The following is a 22365-nucleotide window of genomic DNA, read 5'->3' on the forward strand; positions in this document are numbered from 1 at the left end:
CCATCCCGGCCGGGATCCAACGCCGATAGCGGGTTCCCCAGCGAGCCCCAATGAGCGCGGAGCAACTCGGCGACATGGTTCAGGCCCCCAGCCGGATCTCCCGCCCCAGCCAGCGCTCCCGCAGCCAACGGTCGTGGCTGGCCAGCACGATCGCGCCGGGGCCGGTGCCCAGCGCCGCCTCCAGCTCATCGCACAGACGCGGCGACAGGTGGTTGGTGGGCTCGTCGAGCAGCAGCAACTGCGGCGGCCGCGCCACCAGAAGCGCCAGCGCGAGCCGCCGGCGCTGCCCGACCGAGAGCCAGCCGACCGGCTTGTCCAGGTCCGCCTCGTGCATCAGCCCCAGCGAGCCCAGCGGCACCGCCTCTGCCCGCTCGGCACCTAGCGCCAGCTCGTAGGTGTCGCGGACGGACCGGTCCGGCCGGTCGAACACGGTGTGCTGGGTGAGCAGTCCCACGGTCAGTCCGCGCCGCCGCCGCACCTCGCCCTCGGGTACGAGCCGCCCGGCGAGCACGGCCAGCAAGGTCGACTTCCCAACCCCGTTCCCGCCGGTGACCAGCAGACGGTCGGTCGCCGACACCTGCGCCCTCACCGGTGCGAGCCGGCCCGGCACCCGTACGTCATCCAGTGACACCAGCGGACCGTCGCCCTGCGCCGCCGGTGCGGAGAGCGCCATGCTCTCGAACCGTAGCGGCCTCGGCGGCTCGCCGACCTGGGAGCGCTCCAGCTCCTCCAGACGGCGAGTGGCGTTGCGCACCCGCCGGGAGATCTGGCTCTGCACCCGGCCGGCGCGGTGGCCGTAGCCCATCTTCTCGTTGTCGCGCCGCTCCCGGTCCGGTGCCACGCGGTGCGCGGTCACCCCGGCGGAGACCCGCAGCGCCGCCAGTTCCTCCTGCTCCTCGGCCCAGCGTCGCTCCCAGCGGTCCCGCTCGGCACGTTTCTCGGCGAGGTAGGCGCGGTAGTTGCCGCCGTAGCGGACCGGACCGTCCATCGCGGGGTCGAGGTCGATCAGGTCCGTGCACACGGCGTCCAGAAAGGCCCGGTCGTGGCTGGCCACCACGACGACCCCGGGCAGGGCAGCCACCTGCCCCTCGACGAACGCGGCGGCACCGTCGTCGAGATGGTTGGTCGGTTCGTCCAGCAGCAACGCGGAGGGCCGCCGGACCAGCAGCGCGGCCAGCGTGAGCCGGCCGCGCTGACCGCCGGACAGCGACCCGAGCGTCCGGTCGTGTCCGAAGGCGCCGAGACCGAGGCCGTCGAGCACCAGCGCGGCACGCCGGTCGGCGTCCCAGGCATCCCGTTCCTGGGCCAGTTCGAGCCGGACACCGTACGCGTCGAGCAGGCCCGCGTACTCGGGCACGTCCTGCGCGGTCCACGCGAGCTGCTCGGTGAGCCGTTCCAGCTCAGCGAGGTCCTCCCTGGCCTCGCGCAGGGCGTCGTCGAGTACGTCGGCGATCGACGCGTCCGGGTCGTACGGCAACTCCTGCTGAAGAAAACCCAGGTCGGGCGGGCGCGTGACGCTACCGGCATCCGGCTTGTCCATCCCGGCCAGCAGGCGCAGCAGGGTCGACTTGCCGACGCCGTTCTCCCCGATCAGCCCGATACGGCGCCCGGGCGAGGCGGTCAGGGAGACACCATCGAGCACCCGTCGGCCGCCGAGGGTGTGAACGAGGTCGTGGGCGAGCAGAGCGGGCTGAGGCATAAGGTCCGTCCAACGCGATCGGTGCTCGGCCCGCCGGGCGACACGCCTCGGACACGGGCCAGGTCGACACGCCGGCGACTCACACCTCAGGGGCCCCCGTCTGCTTCAGCTCGCCGTCGGCCAGCCGCAGCCACCGGTCCACGCCGATATCGCGCAGGAACCGCTCGTCGTGGCTGACCACCACGAAAGCCCCCTGGTAGGAATTCAGGGCGCTCTCCAACTGACCCGCGCTGACCAGGTCGAGGTTGTTCGTCGGCTCGTCCAGCAGCAGCAGGTGCGGAGCTGGTTCCGCGCACAGCACACAGGCCAGGGTGGCGCGCAGCCGCTCACCTCCGGAGAGCACCCCGACGGGCAGACGGGCGCGCGGCCCCCGGAACAGGAAGCGGGCGAGCAGGTTCATCCGCTCCGCCTCCGGCCGCTCCGGGGCGTAGTCGGCGAAATTCTCGGCGACCGTACGGTCCAGGTCCAGCAGGTCGAGGCGCTGCGAAAGATAGGCGAAGCGACCATCGGCCCGCTTGATCTCGCCGCTCTGCGGGGTCAGATCGCCGCTGAGCAGACGCAGCAGCGTGCTCTTGCCGGCACCGTTGGGACCGGTCAACGCGATCCGCTCCGGACCCCGGACGGTCAGATCGACGCCCGCGCCGGCGAACACGTCCTTGTCGCCGAGGCGGACGCGCAGCCGCTCGCCGAGGAACAGGGTGCGCCCCGCGGGCACATTGGTGTCCGGCAGATCCAGCGTGATGCGCTGATCCTCGCGCAGCGCACGCCCGGCCTCGTCCAGCCTGGCCTTCGCCTCGCTGACCCGGCTGGCGTGCATCTGGCCCACCCGGCCCGCGGACTCCTGCGCGCCGCGCTTCATGTTGCCGGCGAAGATGCGGGCCAGACCGGCGTTCTTCAGGTTGCGGGCGGCGTTGCTCTGCCGGCGCTCGGAGCGCTCGCGGGCCTGCTGCATCTCCCGCTTCTCCCGCTTCAGCTCCTGCTCGGCGTTGCGGACGTTCCTCTCGGCGACTTCCTGCTCGGCCTGCACGGCCTCCTCGTACTCGGTGAAGTTGCCGCCGTAGAAGCGCAGTTCGCCAGCGTCGAGTTCGGCGATGCGTTCCATGCGGTCGAGCAGGGCACGGTCGTGGCTGACCAGGAGCAGGCAGCCGGTGAAGTCCTCCAGCGCGTCGTAGAGCTTGTGCCGGGCGTCAAGGTCGAGGTTGTTGGTCGGCTCGTCGAGCAGCAGCACGTCGGGCCGCTTCAGCAACTGGGCGGCGAGACCGAGGGAGATGACCTGGCCGCCGCTGAGGGTGCTCAGGGTGCGCTCCAGGGTGAGGTCGGCCAGACCGAGGCGGTCGAGCTGCGCGCGGGTGCGTTCCTCGATGTCCCAGTCGTCGCCAATGGTGGTGAAGTGCTTCTCGTCGACGTCTCCGGACTCCACGGCGTCGATGGCCTGGATGATCGCGGCGACGCCCAGCACCTCGGCGACTGTGAGGTCCCCGGCCAGCGGGAGATCCTGGGGTAGGTAGCCAAGGGTGCCGGGCACGGAGACCGACCCGCTGCCGGGCCGGAGTTCACCGGCGATGAGCTTGAGTAGCGTGCTCTTGCCGGTGCCGTTGGGCGCGACGAGGCCGGTGCGGCCGGAGCCGATGGTGAAGGACAAATCCTGGAAGACGGGGGTGCCGTCGGGCCAGGTGAAGGACAGGTTCGAGCAGACGACGCAGACGTCGGACATGGAGGTCACCTCGTGAGGAGGGGGCAGGAAAGACACTTCTGCCCCGGGTAGCAGACAAGGAGAAAGAGGGGACGACAGCTAGGCCACGCCGGCGCTCTTCCACGCACCGGCCCCGTGGCCTGTCAGGTCCGGGTATCACCCGGAGATGTCGTCGTCCACCACCATGTCTGGGCTCCTCAACACACGATCAACGCCTTACCAGTCTAACAGCAGGGGGAGGTCGGACCAGAGACCGGGCCGAGCACGTTTACGTCTGGGTCGATTTGGTACTCGCAGCTTGACTGCCCCTGGTCTGGGCGGCGCGCACAGACAACGTGCGGATATCCGACGTCGCCAGCGGCCAGCATGGGCAGAAAAGAACACCCCACCCAGTAGGGGAGGAAGCTACATGAACGGCCGACCGAACATTGTCCTCGTCCACGGCGCGTGGGCCGACGGCTCCTGTTGGAGCGGCGTTATCGAGCGCCTGCAGGCCGCCGGCTACCAGGTGACGGCTCCGCAGTTTCCCCTGACCTCGACGGCTGACGACGTCGCCCGACTACGCCAGGTCCTGGCCTTGCAGGACGGCCCGACAATTGTGGCCGGACACTCCTACGGCGGTCAGATCATGACCGCCCTCGGCACCGACGCGCCGAACGCGGTCGGGCTGGTGTACATCGCGGCCTTCGGGCTCGACCAAGGGGAATCGCTCGGCGCTCTGCTGTCGCAGGGCCCCACACCGCCGGCGCTGGAGCACTTGTTCACCGACAAGCAGGGCTTCATGTGGCAGCCGCAGGACCAGTTCGTCCAGCACTTCGCGGCCGACGTCGACCCGGTCCAGGCCAAGGTGTTGCACGCCGTGCAGCAGCCGACCGCCAGCTCCACGTTCTCCGAAGCGATGGGCATGCCGGCCTGGAAATCGCTACCGTCCTGGTACCTGGTCGCCTCGCAGGACCAGGCGATCCCGCCGGACGCGCAGCGCATGTTCGCCAGCCGCATGGGCGCGACCACCACCGAGGTCCCCGCCAGCCACCTCGCGATGGTTTCTCACCCCGACGAAGCGGCGCAGCTCATCAAGACGGCAGCCGAAGCCCGGACCCCGATGCCGGCAGGCCGAGCAGGCAGATGACAAGAGGCACAAGCAGCGCTGAAGCCCGCTGTTGGTCGCACAGGGTCGCAGCGCGGCGCCCAGGGCTGCAGGACCCGGGGTGCAGGTCGACTCGTCCGTCACTCACCAGGTCAGCGCCCTAACACGTGGCGGTGGGCCCCCTGAGATGTGGACACCCCGAGATTGGACGTTGATCCACAGAAAGGGTGTCCACATTGGGGCGGCTCGAATTGGACGAAAGAGTTTTCGCCCCGGGGCTGAGCCTTCCCGAGGCTCCCGAATGTCGGCAACAACGGACCGTACGGTGCGACAGGATCACCGTCACTGAGGGCTTGCTCCGGTCGGAGAAGGGGGCGAGGGCGTGGGAAATGAGCACAGACGAAGCGAGCGTGTGCTGCCGTCTGCATCGCCCCGACCGGCAGCGCTGGCTCAGTTCATCGCCGGTCCCGGGCGCGTGGACGCGGTCCGAGACGCCCTTCTGCAACTCGCGCAAGCGACCCGGGAGGAACCTGGCAACCTCAGTTACGACCTGCATCAGCTCAAGAACAACCCGGCCGCGTTCTACGTCCTCGGCAACTGGGCAGACGAGCAGGCGCTGGACGCGCATCTGGCGAGCGCACACGTGCAACAGTGCCTCGCGGAGACCATCGCGGGCGAGATCGTCGCCCCATACGCGCAGTGGCGCGCACGGCTACTGTCGGAACCCGACGCCCGGTCCGACCGACCACGGCCGGTCGGGAACTCGCCGGCTCAGGTGACCCTCCTACCGTTCTTCACGATCAAGGCTGGCGAGGAGGCGGCAGTCGGCAACTGTCACCTGGAGATGGTCGCGATCACCCGCGCCGAGCCCGGGTGCCTAGGCTACGACCTCTACCAGTCCGTCGAGGACCCGTCGGTCATGTTCCTCTACGAGAACTGGACTGACCAGGCGGCCCTCGACAAACACATGCACACCTCCAACTTCTACCGTGTCGTGCGGGGCGAGATCGACAAACGCCTCGCCGTCCCGTGGACCGCGCACCTGATGACGATGATCAGCGAGCCTCACCGCGAGCGGATCACGGCCTGACCGGTTCTGCCCGGCCGCCGCGCGGCCGGACCGCCTGCGGCGCCGGACGGTCCGCTACCCACTCGTCTTTTGACGGGTGACGGATGTGGTGCGAGGCGGGCCCTGCATCAGGGCCAGAGGTTCCAGCCGCAGGTGTGGACGGCAGCGGCGTGACGGCGGACGGCGCGGTTCGCCGACGAGACGAGAGAGAGAGATGAAAAGGGCGTGAGGTTGACATCCTCCCGGCCCTGAAGGGGCCGGGATTCTCACGGTCGCCCGTGGGGTTTCCTGTTTCATCGCCGACTGCCCGTCCGGGAGGACTTCTTCCCTTGAGGTCTTACACCGGCTCCGCAGGCGTTTTACCTCTCCGCCAGCCCGGCGGCGAGGATGTTCCTGGCAGCGTTGATGTCCCGGTCGTGTTCGGTTGCGCAGCCGGGGCAGGTCCAGGTGCGGTCGTTGAGGGCGAGGGTGGTGTTGACCTGTCCGCATGTCGAGCAGGTCTTGGACGACGGGTACCACCGGTCGACGGGGATCACCTCACGCCCGTACCAGATGGCCTTGTATTCCAGCATGCTGCGGAACTGACCCCAGCTCGCGTCGGAGATGACGCGGGCCAGGCGCCGGTTGCGCAGCATGTTACGCACGCTGAGGTCTTCGATCACGACCGTTTGGGTCTCGCGGACGAGTCGGGTGGTCAGCTTGTGCAGGTGGTCCCGCCGCCGGTCGGCGATCCGGGCATGAATCCGGGCCACCCTGAGCCGGGCCTTCGCCCGGTTCGCGGAGTCCTTCTGTTTGCGGGCCAGGTTCCGCTGGGCTTTGGCCAGCTTGCGCCGGTCGGCCTGTCCGAAACGCGGGTTGGCCACCTTCCCTTCCTCATCGCTCAGTCCGGGGATCGGGTGGGACAGGGTGAGCAGGCTGGTGATGCCCGCATCCACCCCGACCGCCGGCGTGACCGCCGGCAGCGGCCTCACGGTCGGGTCCTCGACCAGGATGGACACGAACCAGCGGCCGGCGGCGTCCCGGGACACCGTGACCGTGGACGGCTCGGCGCCTTCTGGCAGGGGCCGGGACCATACGATGTTCAGCGGGGTGTTCATCTTGGCCAGGGTGAGTTGGCCGTCACGCCAGCGGAACGCCGAGCGCGTGTATTCGGCCGACGCCCGCGACTTGCGCTTGGACTTGAACCTCGGATACCGGGACCGCTTGTCCCAGAACGCCACGAACCCGGCCTGCAAGTGCCGCAGCGTCTGCTGCAACGGCACCGACGACACCTCGTTCAGAAACGCCAACTCATCGGTGCGTTTCCACTCGGTCAGCCACCCGGAGGACTGCACGTACGTGGTGCGCTGGCGGTTCACCGTCCACGCCCGGGTACGGGCTTCCAGCGCAAGGTTGTACACCTTCCGCACACACCCGAAGGTGCGGCCCAGCAGCTCAGCTTGTTCAGGCGACGGGTAAAAGCGGTACTTGTACGCCCGCTTCACCACCTCACCCACGCCCCACATTCTAACAATCGTCCACGTAAGACATACCTTGAGGGGAGGCGGCGGCGTTTCCTCCCGGCGGTAAGCGGCCGGGTTTCCACGCCGCAATTCTGATGAGAGCTGTCGTCTATCGCGACGTGCGCAGCGTTGATGTGTGCGATGTTCCCGAGCCGACCGTGCGGGAGGACACCGACGCGGTCGTGCGGGTCACCTCCACGGCCCTGTGCGGCACCGATCTGCACATGTACGACGGGCGAACGGGCGCGCAGCCCGGCCTTGTCCTCGGTCACGAGCCGTTGGGTGTGGTCGAGCGGGTGGGGTCTGCGGTGCAGACGATCCGCCCTGGCACCCGGGTGGTGGTTCCCACCCACCTGTTCTGCGGCGTCTGCGCCATGTGCGCCCGCGGCCTGTCCGCCCTGTGCCTGCGAGCACGGACCGAAGGGCCGGGCGCCGCGTACGGCTACGCGGGCATGGGCCTCTACCCGGGTGCGCAGGCCGAACTGCTGCGCGTGCCGTGGGCCGACGCGAACTGCCTGCCCGTGCCGGGAGAGCCGGGCGACGCGTACGAGGACGACTTCGTGTTGCTTGCCGACGCGTTTGTCACCGGCTGGCACGCGGCCGTGGCCCTCGCCGACGTCCGTGCCGGGGACACCGTCGCCGTGTTCGGCGCCGGCGCGATCGGATTGCTCGCCGCGTACTCCGCCAACCTGCTCGGCGCCCGCGCCGTTTACTGCGTCGACCACGTCGACGCCCGGCTGGACAAGGCCGGAGAACTGGGGGCGGTGCCCGTCGACTTCCGCCGGGGAGATCCGGTCGAGCAGATACGCGAGGACCGGGCTCGCCACGGCCTGCCACTGGGCGAGGAGAAACTGCTGGGTGTGGACAAGATCGTCGACGCGGTCGGCTTCCAGGCCCACAACCGCGCCCACCCCGACCGCGAGCGCGCCGACCAGGTGCTCGCCGACGCCGCCCGCCTGGTCAACCCGGGCGGCGCGATCGCCGTCGCCGGCGTCTACCCGGAGAAGGACCTCACACCCCAGGCGGGCGGCACCACCGATGGACATCTCAACGCCCCGTGGGGCACGTTCTTCGCCAGGGGTGTCGCGGTGCGGTTCGGGCGTACCCATGACCGCCGCTACACCCGGCTGCTGCGCGACATGGTGACCTCCGGCCGGGCCCGACCCGGCACGATCATCACCGACCACGGCAGCCTGGACGACGCCCCCAACTTTTATCGAGGGTTCGACCAACGGCAGGAGCTGATCAAGGTAGTTCTGCACCCCTGACGGGCGGGTCCGATGGTTCTCCGACGTCACCGTTCCGAGCGGCTTTCATCTAGAACGCCTGTCCCGGCGCGGCGGCCGTGGTTGATTCGGTGCCGTGCCTGAACCCCCAGGTGCGGCCGACCCGCACCGCGACGATCCACCGTCGACCGCAGCCGAACGGTCGGTGGCCAGGGCGGTCGCGGTCGCGTTGGGCCCATGCCGGCTGGGGTACGTCCACCGGATGACCGGGCTGCCCGCCCCGGAGACCGGCGACGCGGTGGTGGCTCTCACCGCCCGTGGCGTGCTCACCGACGACGGGGCAGGGCTGACCGTCGAGGCGGCGTTACGCGACCGCCTGCTAGGCGCGCTGCCCCGATCCCTCCTCGGCGACCTGCACCTGCGCGCCGCGCGGCTGCTCGCCGACAGCGACCCGTCCCGCGCCGCCGAGCACCTGCTGTCGGCCGTGCGGGCGACCGGTGAAGCCGACCCCGAACTCGTCGACCAGCTCGCCACCGCCGCCCCGGTCGACCCGTCGACCGGGGCGGACCTGTTGCTCGCCGCACTGACCCGGGCCGACGCACTGACCCGGGTCGACGCCCGGACCCGGGCCAGGTGGCTGCTCGCGGCGTCTGACCAGCTCGTCCTCGCCGGACGATCCGCCGAGGCGCTCGACCTGCTCTCCGCCGAACTCGCCGCCGACCGCGCCGGCGGCACGGAACGGGCCCTGCTGCTCGGCCGGCTCGGGGCCGGACACGCGGCGCACCGCCCCTCCGTCGCCCTCGACCAGCTCCGCCGGGCCCGCAGCGGGCACCCGGTGGCGGCGGAACACCGCGGCTGGTTGCTCGCCACCGAGGCGTCGATCGCCTGCCGGGTCGGCCATCCGGACGCCGACGCTCTGCTCCGCGAGGCGGGCCGGGCACAGGCCGCCTGTCCGTCGCCTCCGGCGGGCGTACGGCTCGTCCTCGCCCGAGCCGCCCGAGCGGTCTGCCTCGGTGCCGTCCACACCGCCCGGGACCTCCTCGCCACCGTCGATCCGAGCCGGCTGGCGGTACGCGGGGAAGCCGCGGCGGTACGCACCGAGCGGATCACCGTCCAGCTCGCGCTCGGCGCGTACGAGGATGCGGCGACCGCGCTGGACGCGGCGTTCGACGACCTCCCCGCGGCGGCCCAGCCGACCCTGGCGGCGCTGTCCTGCCTACGGTTACTCGGCGTCGGGGAACTCCTAGAGGCCGACGCGCAGGCCCGGCTCACGCTGGACCGAACGGCCGGCCCGCTCACCGACGAAGCACGGGCCACGCTGCTCGCGGTCCGCGCCGAGGTCGCATACCGCTTCGGCCGCCCGGAGGCCGCCCGGACGCTGATCGACGGTGCGCACCCTGACCGGCCCTGGCCCGACAACGTGCCGTACGCGCCGCTGCGCTGCGCGGCCGCCGCCGACCCCGATCCGCTGCGTCACCCCGCGCTGATCCGCTCCGCCGCCGAAGACCTGGCCCGGTCGGTCCGGCCGGTGCTGCTGGCCGCCCAGCACGGTCCCCGTCTGGTCCGGGCCCTGCTGCTGCTCGGCGACCTTCGGCGGGCGCGGGCTGCCGTCAGCCGTCTCACGCAGGTGGCCGATCGGACCCCGGTGCCGCTCTGGCGCGGGCTTGCCGGTCACGCGGACGCCCTGGTCCGCCGCGACCCCGAGGCGCTGCGGGCTGCGGTGCGGGCGTTACGTACCACCGGCGCCCGGCCCGCGCTGGCGGACGCCCTCCTTGACCTCGCCTGCTCGCCCCGGGTCCGGCTGGCGGAGGCCCGCGCCGTTGGCCAGGAGGCGGCGGCGCTGTATGGCCGCACGGGGGCGGTGGGTGACCAGGCGCGCGCCGAGCGGTGGCTGCTCCGGCTCGAGCGGACCCGCCGCCGCCCCGCCCCCGGTCCTGCGGGGCACGGCCTGGCCGCGCTGACCGCCCGGGAGGCTGGGATCGCCGAACTGCTAGCGGCCGGGGCCACCAAGCAGCAGGTGGCCGGCCGGTTGTATCTGTCGTTCCACACCGTCGACACCCACCTGCGCGCAATCTACGCCAAGCTTGGCATCCGCAGCCGGCTGCAACTGGCCCGGCTGTGGGACGGCCGGGAGCGGCCCGCCGCGGGGGCGGACCGGGTCCCGGCCGTCCCGGCGCGGCTCAGCGGACCACCGGACGCTTCTCCTTCGGCAGCGCCTCGATCATCCCGCGGGGCAGGTTGATGGTGTCCGAGATGACCTCGGCGGGCGTGTTCGCCATCCACTGAGCGAGGGAGATGTCCTCGAAACGGGGGTTGCGGAACATCTCCAGGAAAATCAGTGGCTCGTCGCCGAGGTTCTCGATGTAGTGACCGTAAGCGAACGGCACATACCCCACGTCGCCGGCCCGGAAGTCGAACGTTCGAGCCACCCCCGAACTGGCGAACACGCCCATCCGACCGTGCCCGGAGATCCAGTACTGCCACTCGTCGTCCGTGGGGTGCCAGTGCAGCTCGCGGAGGCCACCCGGATCGATCTCCACGAGGGCCGCAGAGATGGTCGACGCCGCGAAGTTGGTGGTGTCCGCGACCCGGACAGAGCCGCCGGGAAAACGGTGTGGTGCCTGGGCGTGCAGCCGGTGCTTGAAGGTGCGCGGCACGTCGCCGGCCGGGCTCACCACCCGGTCCTCGGTCAGCGGTGGGGGCACCTCGCCCTGGAAGATGTACTTCTCCCGCTCCGGCAGGGCGTCCAACTGGTCGACCGACCAGCCGAAGTTCTTGGCCACCACGCTCTTCGGCACGTGTGCGAAGAAGTCGCTCATCAGGAAGGTGTCGTTTTCCGAGAACATCCCGTCGTCGAAGACCAGGAGGAACTCCACCCCGTTGGCGAGGGCCTGGATGTGGTGCGGCACCCCTTTCGGGAAGAACCACAGGTCACCCTGCTGGATATCCTCCAGGAAGTTGCGGCCCTCGTGGTCGACCGCGCCGACCCGGCAGCTGCCGTTGATCACGTACCCCCACTCGGCCTGCTTGTGCCAGTGCAGCTCCCGGTACGCCCCGGGTTCGAGCGCCATGTCGACGCCGGCCATCTCGGTGGCGATCGGCAGCTCCCGCTGGGTGACCTCGCGGGTCCAGCCGCCCCGCTCAATGCGGGTGTGCGCGTTGGAGAATGAGAAGCGAAGGTTCGGTACGGTGCCGTGGTCGGTTGGCGGCGGGACGAGCAGCTCGGGGTTCTGCCGGTCGAGCATCATATTGCGCGGGCCTTTGTCCGGTCCGCCGCCATCCCCGCGTACCGGCTGCGGTGCGGTGTCCTGTGCCATGGTGGTCAACTCCTTCGATCGGTTGATTCGTGCGGGACGTGTCGGGGCGCCGGCAGCCAGAGCAGGGCACGGGCGGCAAGCGGGTTCCGGGTGGTCATCGATCCTCCGGGCAGTGGTCAGGTGCAGTGGTCAGATGAGGAGCAGCAGCGGGAGCGCGCAGCCGACGGCGGCCACCGCGGCCCCGGCGGTGGCGGCCACGCGGGTGGTCAGCGGGGCGTTGACCAGCGACCCCATGAGGGCCCGGTCGCGGCAGAACCAGACGAGAAGGAAGAGCGCGACCGGTACGCCGAGGGAGAGCACCACCTGGCTGGCGATCAGCAGTCCGGTCAGCGGCGCCCCGAGCAGCAGGGCCAACATGGCGGGCGTGATGGTGACCAGGCGGCGCACCCGTACCGGGATGCGGCGGGCCAGGAAGCCGTCCATCACCACGTCACCGGCAAGGGTGCCGACCCCGCTGGACGAGAGACCCGAGGCGAGCAGGGCGATGCTGAACAGCAGTGCGGCAGCCCCTCCCACCCGGGTCAGCAGCTCGCTGTGGGCGGCGACGATGTCACCGGTCCAGACGCCGCCGCTCGTCTCGCCCAGGCCGACGCCGAGGGCGATCATCGAGACGTTCACGACGGTGGCCAGCCCGAGCGCTGCGCCGCAGTCGATTCGTAGGGCGCGCCGGATGAGGGCCGGCGAGCGCCGCGCCTCCTCGGTGGGTCGGCCGCCGGTACGGACGATCGCGGAGTGCAGGTAGACGGCGTGCGGCATCACCGTCGCGCCGACGATGCCCATCGCCAGCACCACCGACTCCGTACCGTCCAGGCGGGGGGTCAGGCCGTGCAGCGCGGCGGTGGCCGACTGATGACCCACCGCGTACAGGTTGTACAGGAAGCCGGCACCAACCGTCAGTAGCGCCGCGGCGCTGACCAGCTCCAGGCGGCGGGTACGGCCACGCCGCCGCAGCTCCAGCATCAGCAGGGAGAGGACGCCGGTCACCACCGCCGCGAGGCCGACCGGCATGCCGAACAGCAGCCGCATGCCGATGGCCGCCCCGACGAACTCGGCCACGTCGGTGGCGAGGACGACCACCTCGGCCTGCACCCACAGGGCCTGGCTCGCCCAGCGCGGGAACCGTTCCCGGCTGAGCTGCGGCAGGCTCTTTCCGGTCGCCGCGCCGAGCTTGGCCGCCTGAAACTGCACCAGCACCGCCACCAGGCTCGCTGCCACCACCACCCAGACCAGCAGGTACCCGGAGGTGGCCCCGGCGGTCAGGTTCGTCGCCACGTTGCCCGGGTCGATGTAGGCGATGGCGGCGACGAAGCCCGGCCCGAGCAGGGGCGCAACCCGGGGCCGGGCGGCGACTGCACCCCGTGTGATCGGCCGCTGCGTCTGGATCGTGGTCATGCCGCTGATCGTCCGGCGGGACCGGCCAGCCGCACATCACGCGATCGCGGGGTCCCTTTCGCCACCATCCCTGCCCGATCGGGGCGGCACCGGCGGGCGGGGACGGGTTTGTGTTCCTGCCCGTGGTCTGGGTCGCCGTGACGCTCGGCGGCGGCTGGCTCCTGGCCGACCTGGCCGTCGACCGGGCCGGCCTAAAGGCCTACGGACGGCCTGCGGCAATCGCCCCGAGCTCGCCAGCTCAAGCCGGCCGGCATGGGGCACCGTTGCCTTGACGAATCGGCAGACGCAGTGGGCCGTACCGGGAGCGCCGTTCAGATCGCTTGGGCGAGTTCGGTGGCCGTACTGGTCGATGGCCCGGTGCGCATACCTCCGGACCCCATTGACCTTCATGTAAGTCTCGTCCACATGCCCGTTGACCACCGTGGCCGCCTACTGCGCCAGCGCCGACCCCAGCACCGTCGCTGCCAGCAGCCACTGCCCACGCCCGCCGGACAGGGGGACACCGCCCGTGTCGACTGCCTCCGGGCCGGGCCACACGTCGTCTACTGCACTCGCAGCAGCAGCTTGCCTAGGTACGGAGCCTGCAGGCGGCGATGTGCCTCGGCCTCCGCGTCAGGGGAAACGCCTCGTAGGCGTGGACCTCGAACGAGCCGGCCTCGATCAGTTCGTTGAGCCGTTGGAGCCGGTCAGCTCCCGTGGTCCCGTCGCAGGCGTGCACGTCACGCCGGGCGGCGCGGTCGGCTCTGGCAGGACCCCGTGGGATAGGCGAGCCTCAGGCCCGGACGCAGGGTCTCGATCAGGCGCTCCAGCGTGTGCCCGCCGGCGGCAATCAGGCCGTCAACGCCAGGAAAAGGCCGGAGGGGCGGCCCGGCCGACGGTTGCGGCGCGGGCGAGTCCCCAGAACTGCCGCAGGTGGGCGCGGACCGGCTCGGTTTCCAACCCCAGCACCTTGTAGCTCAGGCCCGCGTCGTTCGGGAGCCGATTGAGGCCTGCGACCAGCGGAAGGTCGTCGTCCCAGGTGGGGCGTAGCTGTTCGGCGACCCGACGGGCCCGTTCGGGCGACGTCAACAGAAGGACGTTGCCGAAGACGTGGAAGTCGTCGAGCACGCCGCGCCGATCGACGTCGAACCGCGCCGGCTCGATGACGTACTTCTCGACGAACAGGTCGGGCCCGCCCGGCCGGGCGGCCCGCACGACGGAGGAGTAGAGGTCGTACTCGAAAATCTCCCCGTTCCGGTGATGCTTCCTGCCGGGCTGCAGGATCTCCGCGTACAGGACGGTTGCGGATTCCGGCAGTGTGATGCGGGTGTCGGTGACGAATCGGCTGTGCCGGTAGGGGATGGCCGGCTCGGGGAGGTATTCCAGGTAGGCGTCCTCGGCAAGGGTGATCTGCTGAAGCTGGGTGGCGTAGTTCGCGTCCATCTCCTGGATCTTGTTGGCCGCCTGCGTGGTGAGGTGGACCTGGGCGCTTTCGCCGAGCGACACGTCGAGTCGGTACCGGTCGCCCTGGAGCATCCCACCCGAGGTGGAGATGATGAACACGCAGGCCATCCCGGGCATCGCCGGGTCCCAGTGGAGTGCCCGCTGAGCCAGGAGCGGCGCCTGCCGGAACAACTCGGTCAGCAGTGTACGGTCGCCGCGCTGTTCGAATGCGAGCCGCAGAAGTCCGACCTTTCCCGGTGCGGCGCTGGGTAGTTGGGCCGGCTCGTCGCGGTACGGCGCCAGCTCCGGCGCGTCGTCCAGTGAAATCATGCGGGCACCGGGGCATCCGGCTGTGGGCTGGCGGGCGGCTGGTCGAGGTCGGCCGGCTGGGGCAGGTCGAAGAGCGCGTGGTATCGGATGAGCGAGATCAGTTCGTCGATCCCGACCCCGGTCTTGCAGTTGGTGAAGACGAACGGTTTCCCGCCGCGCATCGTCGTCGCGTCCGCTGCCATGACGTCCAGGTCGGCCTCGACGTGTGGGGCGAGATCGGTCTTGTTGATCACCAGTACGTCGGACTGGGAGATGCCGGGACCGTTCTTGCGGGGAATCTTGTCCCCGGCGGCCACGTCGATCACGTACACGAAGTAGTCGACCAGCGCGGGGCTGAAGGTGAGGGTGAGATTGTCCCCACCGCTCTCGATAAGCACCAGGTCGCTGTCGGGGAAGCGGGCCTCCATGTCCTCCACGGCGGCGAGGTTCATGCTCGGGTCCTCCCGGACTGCGGTGTGCGGGCAGGCGCCGGTCTCCACGCCGACGATCCGCTCCGCCACCAGCACTCCGGTCAGCGCCCGCCGCACGTGCTGGGCGTCCTCGGTGGTGACCACGTCGTTGGTGACCACGAGTACCCGTAACCCGCTCGCCACCAGCTTGGGAACGATCGCCTCGATGATCGCCGTCTTGCCGCTGCCGACCGGGCCCCCGACACCGATACGACTGACTGTCTTCATAACCACTCCCGAAGCGGTGCCGTCAATTCATGAACATCCGGACGTGCGCGTGTAGGTGGGCCGCCGCGAGAACATCGATGACCGGCCCGAAGGCGGTCATGTCGTCGAGGCTCGAGTTCCGTGCCCGCTGGTACTCCTCGGCGGCGGTTGCGTTGACCGCGTACAGGATGGTCTGGGTGTCGAGGTGATCGACCCGCATCAACCGCAGGGCGGCGCTGAGCACCATCGTCGCGACGCCGTACTGATGGACGGCGAAAGCGTCCTCCTCGGCGAGCCGGAGGTGGGCGAAGAGCGCGCCGAGCGCGACCGGATAGGTGACCGGGACCCGGTCCTGGTCGGCGTCGAGGGATCGCTTGTCGAGTATCGAGTCCCCGACTATGCGCGCCGCTGCCTCGGCCAGCTTGCGTCCCATCCGTACGGTCATTGTCCGGCTCTCCTCGGAGAGCTTGCGCAGGTGGACGGCCTCGTCGGCCCGGCGGACCAGGTCCAGGTCGCCCGCGGTGGCGCCCCGGTGCGCGTGCAGCAGCGCCACGCCGTCGCCGGTGGCCGCCAGGTGGGTCACGGTGCGGACGTAGGCCGCCAGATCGGCCCGGTCGCGGACCACGCCCCTCTGCACCGCCATTTCCAGCCCGCCGGAGAAGGCGAACGCACCCACCGGGAACATCGAGTCGCCGAACTGCAGGATCCTCAGGGTCGCCGGGATCGCCGATGTGGTCGGCGCCATCAGTCGACGGGTTCGGGTAGGTGCGAGTGTGGCGTCGAGTCGGCGCCGCCGAACAGCCGGCGGGCCTCGTGCGGTGCGAGGTACGCGATGACCTCGGTGCCGGGCAGGAAACTGTGGGAGATCCCGGCCAGATCATGGGTCTTCATCACTGAGTCCATCACCTTACGGTCGACGGTGAGCGGGACGTACATTCGGGTTCCCTTCACCACCGCCGGCCAGTGCTGGTTGCCGATGGCGTGCCCGAGTTCGACGGCCGAGCGTAGGCCCACGTCCGAGGGTTCCTTCGCCAGCCGGCCCAGGTCGACGACCATCACCTCACCGAGCTGGATACGTGCCACGATCGCGGACGACGCGGACTCGTCCCAGTGCAGGACGTCACCGTCGCGCAGCCGGTTACCTCGGCCGAGGGACAGGGCCAGCTCGACGCCGTCGGTGGTGCGCTTGCGTAGCCGGTTCTTCTGCGCCTCCCATTGATCGAGCATCAACTGGTCCACCCGTGCCGCGCGCAGGCGGGTCTGCCAGTCGGGCTCGTCGGTGTTGCCCAGTACCGATTCGACAAGCATGTCGGGGTCCTTCGCTGATCGGGTTGGCCGGGTGCGCGGAGTCGGCGCGACCTAGCTGAAGAAGTAGAGCTGGGTGAGGGGGAGGTTCCGGGCTGGTGGCACGGTGGCGTGGACGCCGTCGACCTTCACGGCGAAGGTCTCGGGGTCCACGTCGATCCGCGGTAGGACGTCGTTGCGTACCATGTGCCGTTTGGTCAGGCTTCGGGTGCCGCACACCGGAAGGACCTGCCGTCGCAGGCCGAGCTTCTCGCCGACCCCCGCCTCGTAGCCGGCCTGCGACATGAAGGTGACGCAGTTCTCGCTCAGGGCCGTGCCGCTCGCGCCGAACATCGGCCGGTACAGGATCGGTTGCGGGGTTGGCACCGAGCCGTTCGGATCTCCCATGATCGACCACAGGATCATGCCATTCTTGATGACCATCTTGGGCTTCGCGCCAAAGAACGCCGGCTCCCACAGCACCAGATCTGCGATCTTGCCGGGCTCGACCGATCCGAGTACGTGGGCGATGCCCTGGGTGATCGCGGGATTGATGGTTATCTTCGCAACGTATCGCAGTACGCGGAAGTTGTCGTTGTCCGGCGCGTCCTCCGGCAGCCTGCCCCGGGCCGCCTTCATGGCGTGGGCCAGTTGGATGGTTCGCAGCCAGCTCTCGCCGATCCGGCCCATCGCCTGCGAATCGCTGGCCATCATCGAAATGATGCCCAGGTCGTGCAGCACGTCCTCGGCGGCGATTGTCTCCGCGCGGACCCGGCTCTCCACGAACGCCACGTCCAAGGGGGCGTTCGGGTTGAGGTTGTGGGTGATCATGATCATGTCGAAGAGTTCGGCCTGGCTGTTGATGCCGTACGGGTTGGTGGGCGTGGTGGAGCTCGGCAGGCAGTTGATCTCGCCGGCCACCTTGATGATGTCCGGTGCGTGGCCGCCACCGGAGCCCTCGGTGTGGTACGTGTGGATGGTCCGGCCCTCGAAGGCGGCGATGCTGTCCTCCACGTAGCCGCTTTCATTGAGCGTGTCGGTGTGGATGGCCACCTGGATGTCGAACCGGTCCGCCGCGGTCAGCACCGACCGGATCGCTTGCGGCGTCGCGCCGCAGTCCTCGTGGAGCTTGAAGCCGGCAGCCCCGGCGAGCGCCTGTTCCTCCAGCGGCCCCAGACCTGAGCTGTTTCCCCGGGCGATCAGCCCGACGTTGATCGGGATGCCCTCGAAGGCGCGCATCATCGCGTGCAGGTTCCATGGTCCCGGCGTGCTGTTCACGGCGGTGGAGGCCTCGCTCGGGCCGGTGCCGCCGGCCCAGATGGTGGTGATGCCGTTGCTCAGCGCGGCGTATGCCTGTTGCGGTGCGACCAGGTGTACGTGCGTGTCGATGCCGCCGGCGGTCAGGATCAGGTGCTCCCCGGAGATGGCGTCAGTGGCCGGACCGGTGACCAGTTCCGGGGTGACCCCGGCCATGACATCTGGGTTGCCGGCCTTGCCGATGCCGGCGATCCGTCCGTTCTTGATGCCCACGTCCGCCTTCACCACGCCCAGCAGCGGGTCGAGGACGGTCACGTTGGTGATGACCAGGTCCACGACACCGTTGGCACTGGTCAGTTCGCCGTTCGAGCCCATACCGTCTCGCATGGTCTTGCCGCCGCCGAACACGGCCTCGTCGCCGAGGGTACGCAGGTCCCGTTCGATTTCGATGTAGAGTGCCGTGTTGCCCAGCCGGATCTTGTCACCGGTGGTCGGGCCGTACAGTCCGGCGTACTCCTGCCGGGATATCTGACTCATCGCGTTGGTCTCGGCGTCGACCCACCGTCTGGCCCTGGCTGCTTCTCCCCACCGTCCTGGGTGGTGAACTTGAAGCCGCGGCTCAGGGCCCGCCGGATCGCCTCCGGGTGGTCTGGCTGATAACCCGGGACCGGGCCGACGCCGGTCCAACCGTTCACGAGACCGTTGAACCCGTACACCCGCTGCCGACCCGCGTATGGCACGAGCTGGATGGTCTTCCGGTCGCCCGGCTCGAACCGGATCGCCGTACCGGCGGGGATGTCAAGCCGCCAACCGAAGGTCGCCGCCCGGTCGAACTGAAGGTTCCGGTTCGTCTCGAAGAAATGGAAATGCGAGCCGACCTGGATCGGCCGGTCGCCGGTGTTGCGGACCTCGATTCGCATGGTGGGTCGGCCCGCATTCAGTTCCAGTGGCTCTTCAGAGAGGACGTAACCGCCAATGGGCCACATGTGTTTCATGGCGGGTCCGGGGTGCCGCATGGAGCGTGTCACCGTCTTCCTCACATTCCTCTTGGCCCGGGCCCGCCTACTGGATGGGCGCGTGCACGGTGACCAGGCGGCTGCCGTCGGTGAACACCGCCTCGACCTGGACCATCGGCACCAGGTCGACCACCCCTTCCATGACGTCGTTCCTGGTGAGCACCTGACTCGCGTCGTGCATCACCTCCTCGACGGTCTTTCCCGCGCGAGCCCCTTCCAGCGCAGCCGCCGCGACCATCGCCACTGCCTCCGGATGATTGAGCTTGATCCCTCTGTCCTTGCGGGCGGCGGCAATCTGAGCCATGGAGAGGATGATCAGCTTCTCCAGCTCCCTCGGCGTAAGGTGCATCAACCCATCCTCTGGCGGTCCTATGGCGCTACGAAGCCACCATAAGCCCCCAGGAGAGCCCGTTCCCGATGAATAGAACAAATCCGGCAATTCGGCGCAGGTCCGGTTACCAGCTCGCGGGTGACGGGTGTCAGATGCCCGCCAAGCCCTGCGGGCTGTTGTACGGGATCGACACGCTGGCGATCTCGTCGAGCGAACCGTCCGCCTGGACGGCGTAGCCCACCAGCTTCGACGCGTTTCCGTAGATCTGGTAGAGGTAAGCGCCGTCGGGGCTCAACCAGTTGTCGCTCGGGCCGCTGCTGACGGTGCCGTTGAGCGCCCGGAAGGCACCGTCCCCCGGAACCCTGGGGCACGCGGGGTCCTGTGCCACCGCGATCGTCGTACCGTCGAGGCGGAAGCTGCTGACGCTGCTGTAGCCGAAGGGTGTCGCGAAGACCCATCGGTCGTCCGGCGAGACCGATAGCCAGCAGAGTTCGGAAGGCAGGCCCTTGCTGGTATCGATCTGTGTGAGCGGGCCGATGCTGACCCGGCCGTCCGCGTCGATGGTGCCCATGGCGATCCCGTCGCCGACCGCGTATCCGACGACGAAGGTGTCCGGGCGGTTGTGCAGGAAGGCGATGTAGAAGGGGGAGCCGCCGTGCGCGTCGTGGAACGAGGGAACGCCGAGCGTGCCATCCGGGCCGATGGGATAGACGACGAGGCCGTCCGGATCTGGCTCGTTCGAGGCGATCGACTTGGGATTGCCGTCCGCTCCCCGAACCCAGAGAATCGGCGAGCCGTCCGGATTCGCGGTGGGCGGCTGGTCGAACGTGGTGCCGATGAAAAGGAACCGCTCATCCGGCGAAACCGTGACCATGGTCGCCACCCGGTCCGGCTTGTCATGGGTGTTCGCCGAGTACCGCTCCGGGCGCACCGTCAGCTTTCCCGCTCCGTCGACAGACATCAGCCGGATGTGATCGGGACCGAACGAGTGCAGCACATAGAGGGTGTTGCTCGAAGGGGCATAAGCCAGCGATTTGGCGGTGCCGCTCCGGCCGCTCACGGCGTTGCCGGTCGGTTTGCAGTCCAGCAGACTGAGCGCGCCGTCCGCGCCCACGCTGAAGCTGGAGACGGAGTTGTCGCCGCCGTTGGTGGTGAACAGAAACCGTCGATCCGGCGTGAGGGTGATGCTGCCGGCCCCCTCAAACGCGTTTGGCGCGCTGTCCTGTCGGCTGATGGGCTTGAAGGTCCCGGAGCCAGGCCCGCCCGTAGGTTCGCGTTCTACCTCGACGATCGTGCCGTCCGCAGAGCGACGGAAGTGGATGATGGCATTGCGGGTCTCATTGGTCTGCATGTAGAGGTGCCCGCCATCCTGCATGGCCGGCACTGCGGCGTCCTGTCCAGCCCGGAGCTTCTCCGTCATCTTCCGTACCATCATCCACCCCGCATCCTGCCCGTTGACAAGCTGGTTCTCGCCGAGGTTCCAGTCGGACGTCCGGAATCGCCACGGGGCTCCGCACAAGACGTGGGCGAAGCGAACAGAGGGCCACTTTGCTCGTGTCGGTTCCGGTCCTGTGGGCGCCTCTCCATCCCCGGAAACGGGGAGCCGATCTAGGCCGAGGCTACCGCGTAGCCCACCTTGCTGAGGGTCGTACCCATAATTCTCGGTCGAAGACGATCTTCGGTCGTCGCGGCGGGTGCACCTGGCGGCCCGCCGTCCCAGAGCTGATGAGCGGTAGGTCCATCGGTTCGGTCGGATGACGGAATCGACGACCATCGCCCAGTCAGGTGATCGCCGCCGCACTCCACCGCCGTCCACCGATCTTGTGGCAGCGTCAGCCGGGAGGAGGACGTTGCGGATGTGGCTACTCCGGCGCTTGCCCGCCTAGCCCTGCACGTCGACCTCATTGTTCACCGGCATGCCCATCTCGGGAGGCCCCGGCTAGGTCTCGCAGAGGCCGAGCCCTGCGAAGGAGTCACCGTGTCCAACCACTTCAGCGCCGATAATCTCAAGTTTCCCGGCGACGACCGTCGCCTCGACCTTACGGACTTGTACGTCTTCACCTCCCCTGAGGACCCCAGCAAGACGACGCTGATCATCGACTCGAATCCGACCAGTGCGCCGCCTCCGATACCGGCCCCCACCACCGGCCCGGAGTTCTATCCCGGCGCGGTCTATCGGGTCAACATCGACACTGATGGCGATGCGCAGGCCGACGTCGCGTTTACGTTCGTCTTCTCGGAGTACGAGAACGGCAGCCAGACCGGGACCGCCTGGTACGCCACCGGCCCCGACGCTCGCCAGCCCGAGCCGGCCGGTCTGGTGCTCGCCGAGTCCATTCCGGTCAGCTTCGACGGCACGGCCCAGCCGGTCATGGTCGCCGAGCCAGGGCAGATCCGGCTGTTCGTCGGGCTGCGCAGCGACCCGTTCTTCGCCGATGTCGAGGGTGCCCTGCACGGAATGAAGTGGACCGGGCACGACGACTTCGCCGGCAACAACGTCGACTGCATCGCGCTGGAGGTGCCCACCGACCTGCTCGGCCCCGGTCCGGTGATCGGAGTGTGGGCCTCGATCAGCCGGCGCAGCGACGGCGCGCTGGAGCAGATGGACCGCGGTGGGAACCCGACCATCAACCCGTTCATCAACCCCGACGGTGAGAAGAACCTCTACAACTCTCGGCAGCCCGCCGACGATGTGGCCAACTACCTGGGCCCGTGGTCCCAGATGCTGGAGAAGGGTGGCTACTCACCGGAGGAGGCCAAGGAGACCGCCCTGCAGGTCCTGCCCGACATCCTGCGCTATGACCGCACCAAACCGGTCTCCTACCCCAACGGCCGTAAACTCATCGATGACGTCTTCAGCTATCGCTTTGGGTGGCTGACCTACGGCAAGATCTCCCCGACCGGTCTCAAGCCGCACAACGACCTCACGTGGCAATTCCCGTACCTCGGCCCACCCAACCCTTAGGTCAACGCAAAACTACGCCGACAGTCAGGTGACCGACGGCCACATCGTCGACCGGCAGCTTTCCGGCTGTACGGCCGGGCGCTGACCGGGCCAGCACGGCGCTTCAGCCTGCTCTCAGG

At 69.3% G+C, this 22365-nt stretch carries 17 protein-coding genes and 1 pseudogene; 5 read left to right on the top strand and 13 right to left on the bottom strand.

The genetic code is table 11. The features are described 5' to 3' along the window. Window positions 1-79: 79 nt before the first annotated feature. Window positions 80-1699, bottom strand: coding sequence for an ABC-F family ATP-binding cassette domain-containing protein (locus AB0C02_RS23925; RefSeq protein ID WP_357551022.1), 1620 nt, complete (start codon window positions 1697-1699; stop codon window positions 80-82). A gap of 79 nt (window positions 1700-1778) precedes the next feature. Further along, window positions 1779-3413 (bottom strand): ribosomal protection-like ABC-F family protein, encoded by a 1635-nt coding sequence (gene abc-f, locus AB0C02_RS23930; RefSeq protein ID WP_357551023.1) that lies wholly within the window; start codon window positions 3411-3413, stop codon window positions 1779-1781. A gap of 388 nt (window positions 3414-3801) precedes the next feature. Between abc-f and AB0C02_RS23935 the strand changes: the two genes are divergently transcribed. Both AB0C02_RS23935 and AB0C02_RS23940 read left to right on the top strand, forming a co-directional pair. Continuing rightward, window positions 3802-4521 (top strand): alpha/beta hydrolase, encoded by a 720-nt coding sequence (locus tag AB0C02_RS23935; RefSeq protein ID WP_357551024.1) that lies wholly within the window; start codon window positions 3802-3804, stop codon window positions 4519-4521. A 370-nt stretch (window positions 4522-4891) separates the two neighbouring features. Next, complete coding sequence (locus AB0C02_RS23940) at window positions 4892-5569, top strand: putative quinol monooxygenase (protein WP_357551025.1); 678 nt, start codon at window positions 4892-4894, stop codon at window positions 5567-5569. A 338-nt stretch (window positions 5570-5907) separates the two neighbouring features. Here the strand turns inward: AB0C02_RS23940 and AB0C02_RS23945 are convergent, their stop codons facing one another. Next, window positions 5908-7044 (bottom strand): RNA-guided endonuclease TnpB family protein, encoded by a 1137-nt coding sequence (locus AB0C02_RS23945; protein WP_357551026.1) that lies wholly within the window; start codon window positions 7042-7044, stop codon window positions 5908-5910. Between the two features lie 101 nt (window positions 7045-7145). Here AB0C02_RS23945 and AB0C02_RS23950 point away from each other — a divergent pair, with 101 nt between their 5' ends. After that, the gene (locus AB0C02_RS23950; protein ID WP_357551027.1) at window positions 7146-8318 is read left to right on the top strand and encodes a glutathione-independent formaldehyde dehydrogenase; all 1173 of its coding nucleotides are present in this window, start codon (window positions 7146-7148) and stop codon (window positions 8316-8318) included. Window positions 8319-8412: 94 nt separating this feature from the next. Continuing rightward, window positions 8413-10518, top strand: a complete 2106-nt coding sequence (locus AB0C02_RS23955) for a helix-turn-helix transcriptional regulator (protein WP_357551028.1) — start codon at window positions 8413-8415, stop codon at window positions 10516-10518. Here AB0C02_RS23955 and AB0C02_RS23960 read toward each other — a convergent pair. From AB0C02_RS23960 to AB0C02_RS24005, 10 genes and pseudogenes are all read right to left on the bottom strand, one after another. Then, window positions 10457-11593, bottom strand: a complete 1137-nt coding sequence (locus AB0C02_RS23960) for a cupin domain-containing protein (RefSeq protein WP_357551029.1) — start codon at window positions 11591-11593, stop codon at window positions 10457-10459. The genes AB0C02_RS23955 and AB0C02_RS23960 overlap by 62 nt on opposite strands. Before the next feature lie 129 nt (window positions 11594-11722). After that, window positions 11723-12985 (bottom strand): Nramp family divalent metal transporter, encoded by a 1263-nt coding sequence (locus tag AB0C02_RS23965; RefSeq protein WP_357551030.1) that lies wholly within the window; start codon window positions 12983-12985, stop codon window positions 11723-11725. Between the two features lie 837 nt (window positions 12986-13822). After that, on the bottom strand, window positions 13823-14737 hold the full coding sequence (locus tag AB0C02_RS23970) for an urease accessory protein UreD (RefSeq protein ID WP_357551031.1): 915 nt from the start codon (window positions 14735-14737) through the stop codon (window positions 13823-13825). Next, window positions 14734-15414: an urease accessory protein UreG gene (ureG, locus tag AB0C02_RS23975; protein ID WP_357551032.1), complete on the bottom strand. Its 681-nt coding sequence runs from the start codon at window positions 15412-15414 to the stop codon at window positions 14734-14736. Before ureG ends, AB0C02_RS23970 begins: the two co-directional genes overlap by 4 nt. 22 nt (window positions 15415-15436) lie before the next feature. Beyond that, window positions 15437-16138: an urease accessory UreF family protein gene (locus AB0C02_RS23980; protein ID WP_357551033.1), complete on the bottom strand. Its 702-nt coding sequence runs from the start codon at window positions 16136-16138 to the stop codon at window positions 15437-15439. Continuing rightward, window positions 16138-16701, bottom strand: a complete 564-nt coding sequence (ureE, locus tag AB0C02_RS23985) for an urease accessory protein UreE (RefSeq protein WP_357551034.1) — start codon at window positions 16699-16701, stop codon at window positions 16138-16140. The genes AB0C02_RS23980 and ureE overlap by 1 nt, the downstream gene beginning before the upstream one ends. A gap of 51 nt (window positions 16702-16752) precedes the next feature. Continuing rightward, complete coding sequence (locus tag AB0C02_RS23990) at window positions 16753-18471, bottom strand: urease subunit alpha (protein ID WP_357551035.1); 1719 nt, start codon at window positions 18469-18471, stop codon at window positions 16753-16755. A gap of 149 nt (window positions 18472-18620) precedes the next feature. Beyond that, window positions 18621-18920 (bottom strand): annotated as a pseudogene (locus AB0C02_RS23995) (urease subunit beta); the annotation flags it as partial. Between the two features lie 76 nt (window positions 18921-18996). Continuing rightward, a complete protein-coding gene (locus AB0C02_RS24000; protein WP_357551036.1) occupies window positions 18997-19299 on the bottom strand; it encodes an urease subunit gamma in 303 nt (100 codons plus the stop codon). A 130-nt stretch (window positions 19300-19429) separates the two neighbouring features. Continuing rightward, window positions 19430-20701, bottom strand: a complete 1272-nt coding sequence (locus AB0C02_RS24005; protein ID WP_357551037.1) for a beta-propeller fold lactonase family protein — start codon at window positions 20699-20701, stop codon at window positions 19430-19432. A 558-nt stretch (window positions 20702-21259) separates the two neighbouring features. On the opposite strand from AB0C02_RS24005, the gene AB0C02_RS24010 reads away from it, so the two are divergent. After that, the gene (locus AB0C02_RS24010; protein ID WP_357551038.1) at window positions 21260-22246 is read left to right on the top strand and encodes a DUF4331 family protein; all 987 of its coding nucleotides are present in this window, start codon (window positions 21260-21262) and stop codon (window positions 22244-22246) included. Window positions 22247-22365 lie beyond the last annotated feature (119 nt).

The sequence above is a fragment of the Micromonospora sp. NPDC048999 genome (assembly GCF_040649295.1).
GTDB lineage: Bacteria > Actinomycetota > Actinomycetes > Mycobacteriales > Micromonosporaceae > Micromonospora.

Bases quoted from the DNA above. Each gene is read 5' to 3' on its own strand.
- AB0C02_RS23925 (WP_357551022.1), bottom strand. From the start codon at position 1,699: ATGCCTCAGCCCGCTCTGCTCGCCCACGACCTCGTTCACACCCTCGGC.
- abc-f (WP_357551023.1), bottom strand. From the start codon at position 3,413: ATGTCCGACGTCTGCGTCGTCTGCTCGAACCTGTCCTTCACCTGGCCC.
- AB0C02_RS23935 (WP_357551024.1), top strand. From the start codon at position 3,802: ATGAACGGCCGACCGAACATTGTCCTCGTCCACGGCGCGTGGGCCGAC.
- AB0C02_RS23950 (WP_357551027.1), top strand. From the start codon at position 7,146: ATGAGAGCTGTCGTCTATCGCGACGTGCGCAGCGTTGATGTGTGCGAT.
- AB0C02_RS23960 (WP_357551029.1), bottom strand. From the start codon at position 11,593: ATGGCACAGGACACCGCACCGCAGCCGGTACGCGGGGATGGCGGCGGA.
- AB0C02_RS23965 (WP_357551030.1), bottom strand. From the start codon at position 12,985: ATGACCACGATCCAGACGCAGCGGCCGATCACACGGGGTGCAGTCGCC.
- AB0C02_RS23970 (WP_357551031.1), bottom strand. From the start codon at position 14,737: ATGATTTCACTGGACGACGCGCCGGAGCTGGCGCCGTACCGCGACGAG.
- ureG (WP_357551032.1), bottom strand. From the start codon at position 15,414: ATGAAGACAGTCAGTCGTATCGGTGTCGGGGGCCCGGTCGGCAGCGGC.
- AB0C02_RS23980 (WP_357551033.1), bottom strand. From the start codon at position 16,138: ATGGCGCCGACCACATCGGCGATCCCGGCGACCCTGAGGATCCTGCAG.
- ureE (WP_357551034.1), bottom strand. From the start codon at position 16,701: ATGCTTGTCGAATCGGTACTGGGCAACACCGACGAGCCCGACTGGCAG.
- AB0C02_RS23990 (WP_357551035.1), bottom strand. From the start codon at position 18,471: ATGAGTCAGATATCCCGGCAGGAGTACGCCGGACTGTACGGCCCGACC.
- AB0C02_RS24000 (WP_357551036.1), bottom strand. From the start codon at position 19,299: ATGCACCTTACGCCGAGGGAGCTGGAGAAGCTGATCATCCTCTCCATG.
- AB0C02_RS24005 (WP_357551037.1), bottom strand. From the start codon at position 20,701: ATGACGGAGAAGCTCCGGGCTGGACAGGACGCCGCAGTGCCGGCCATG.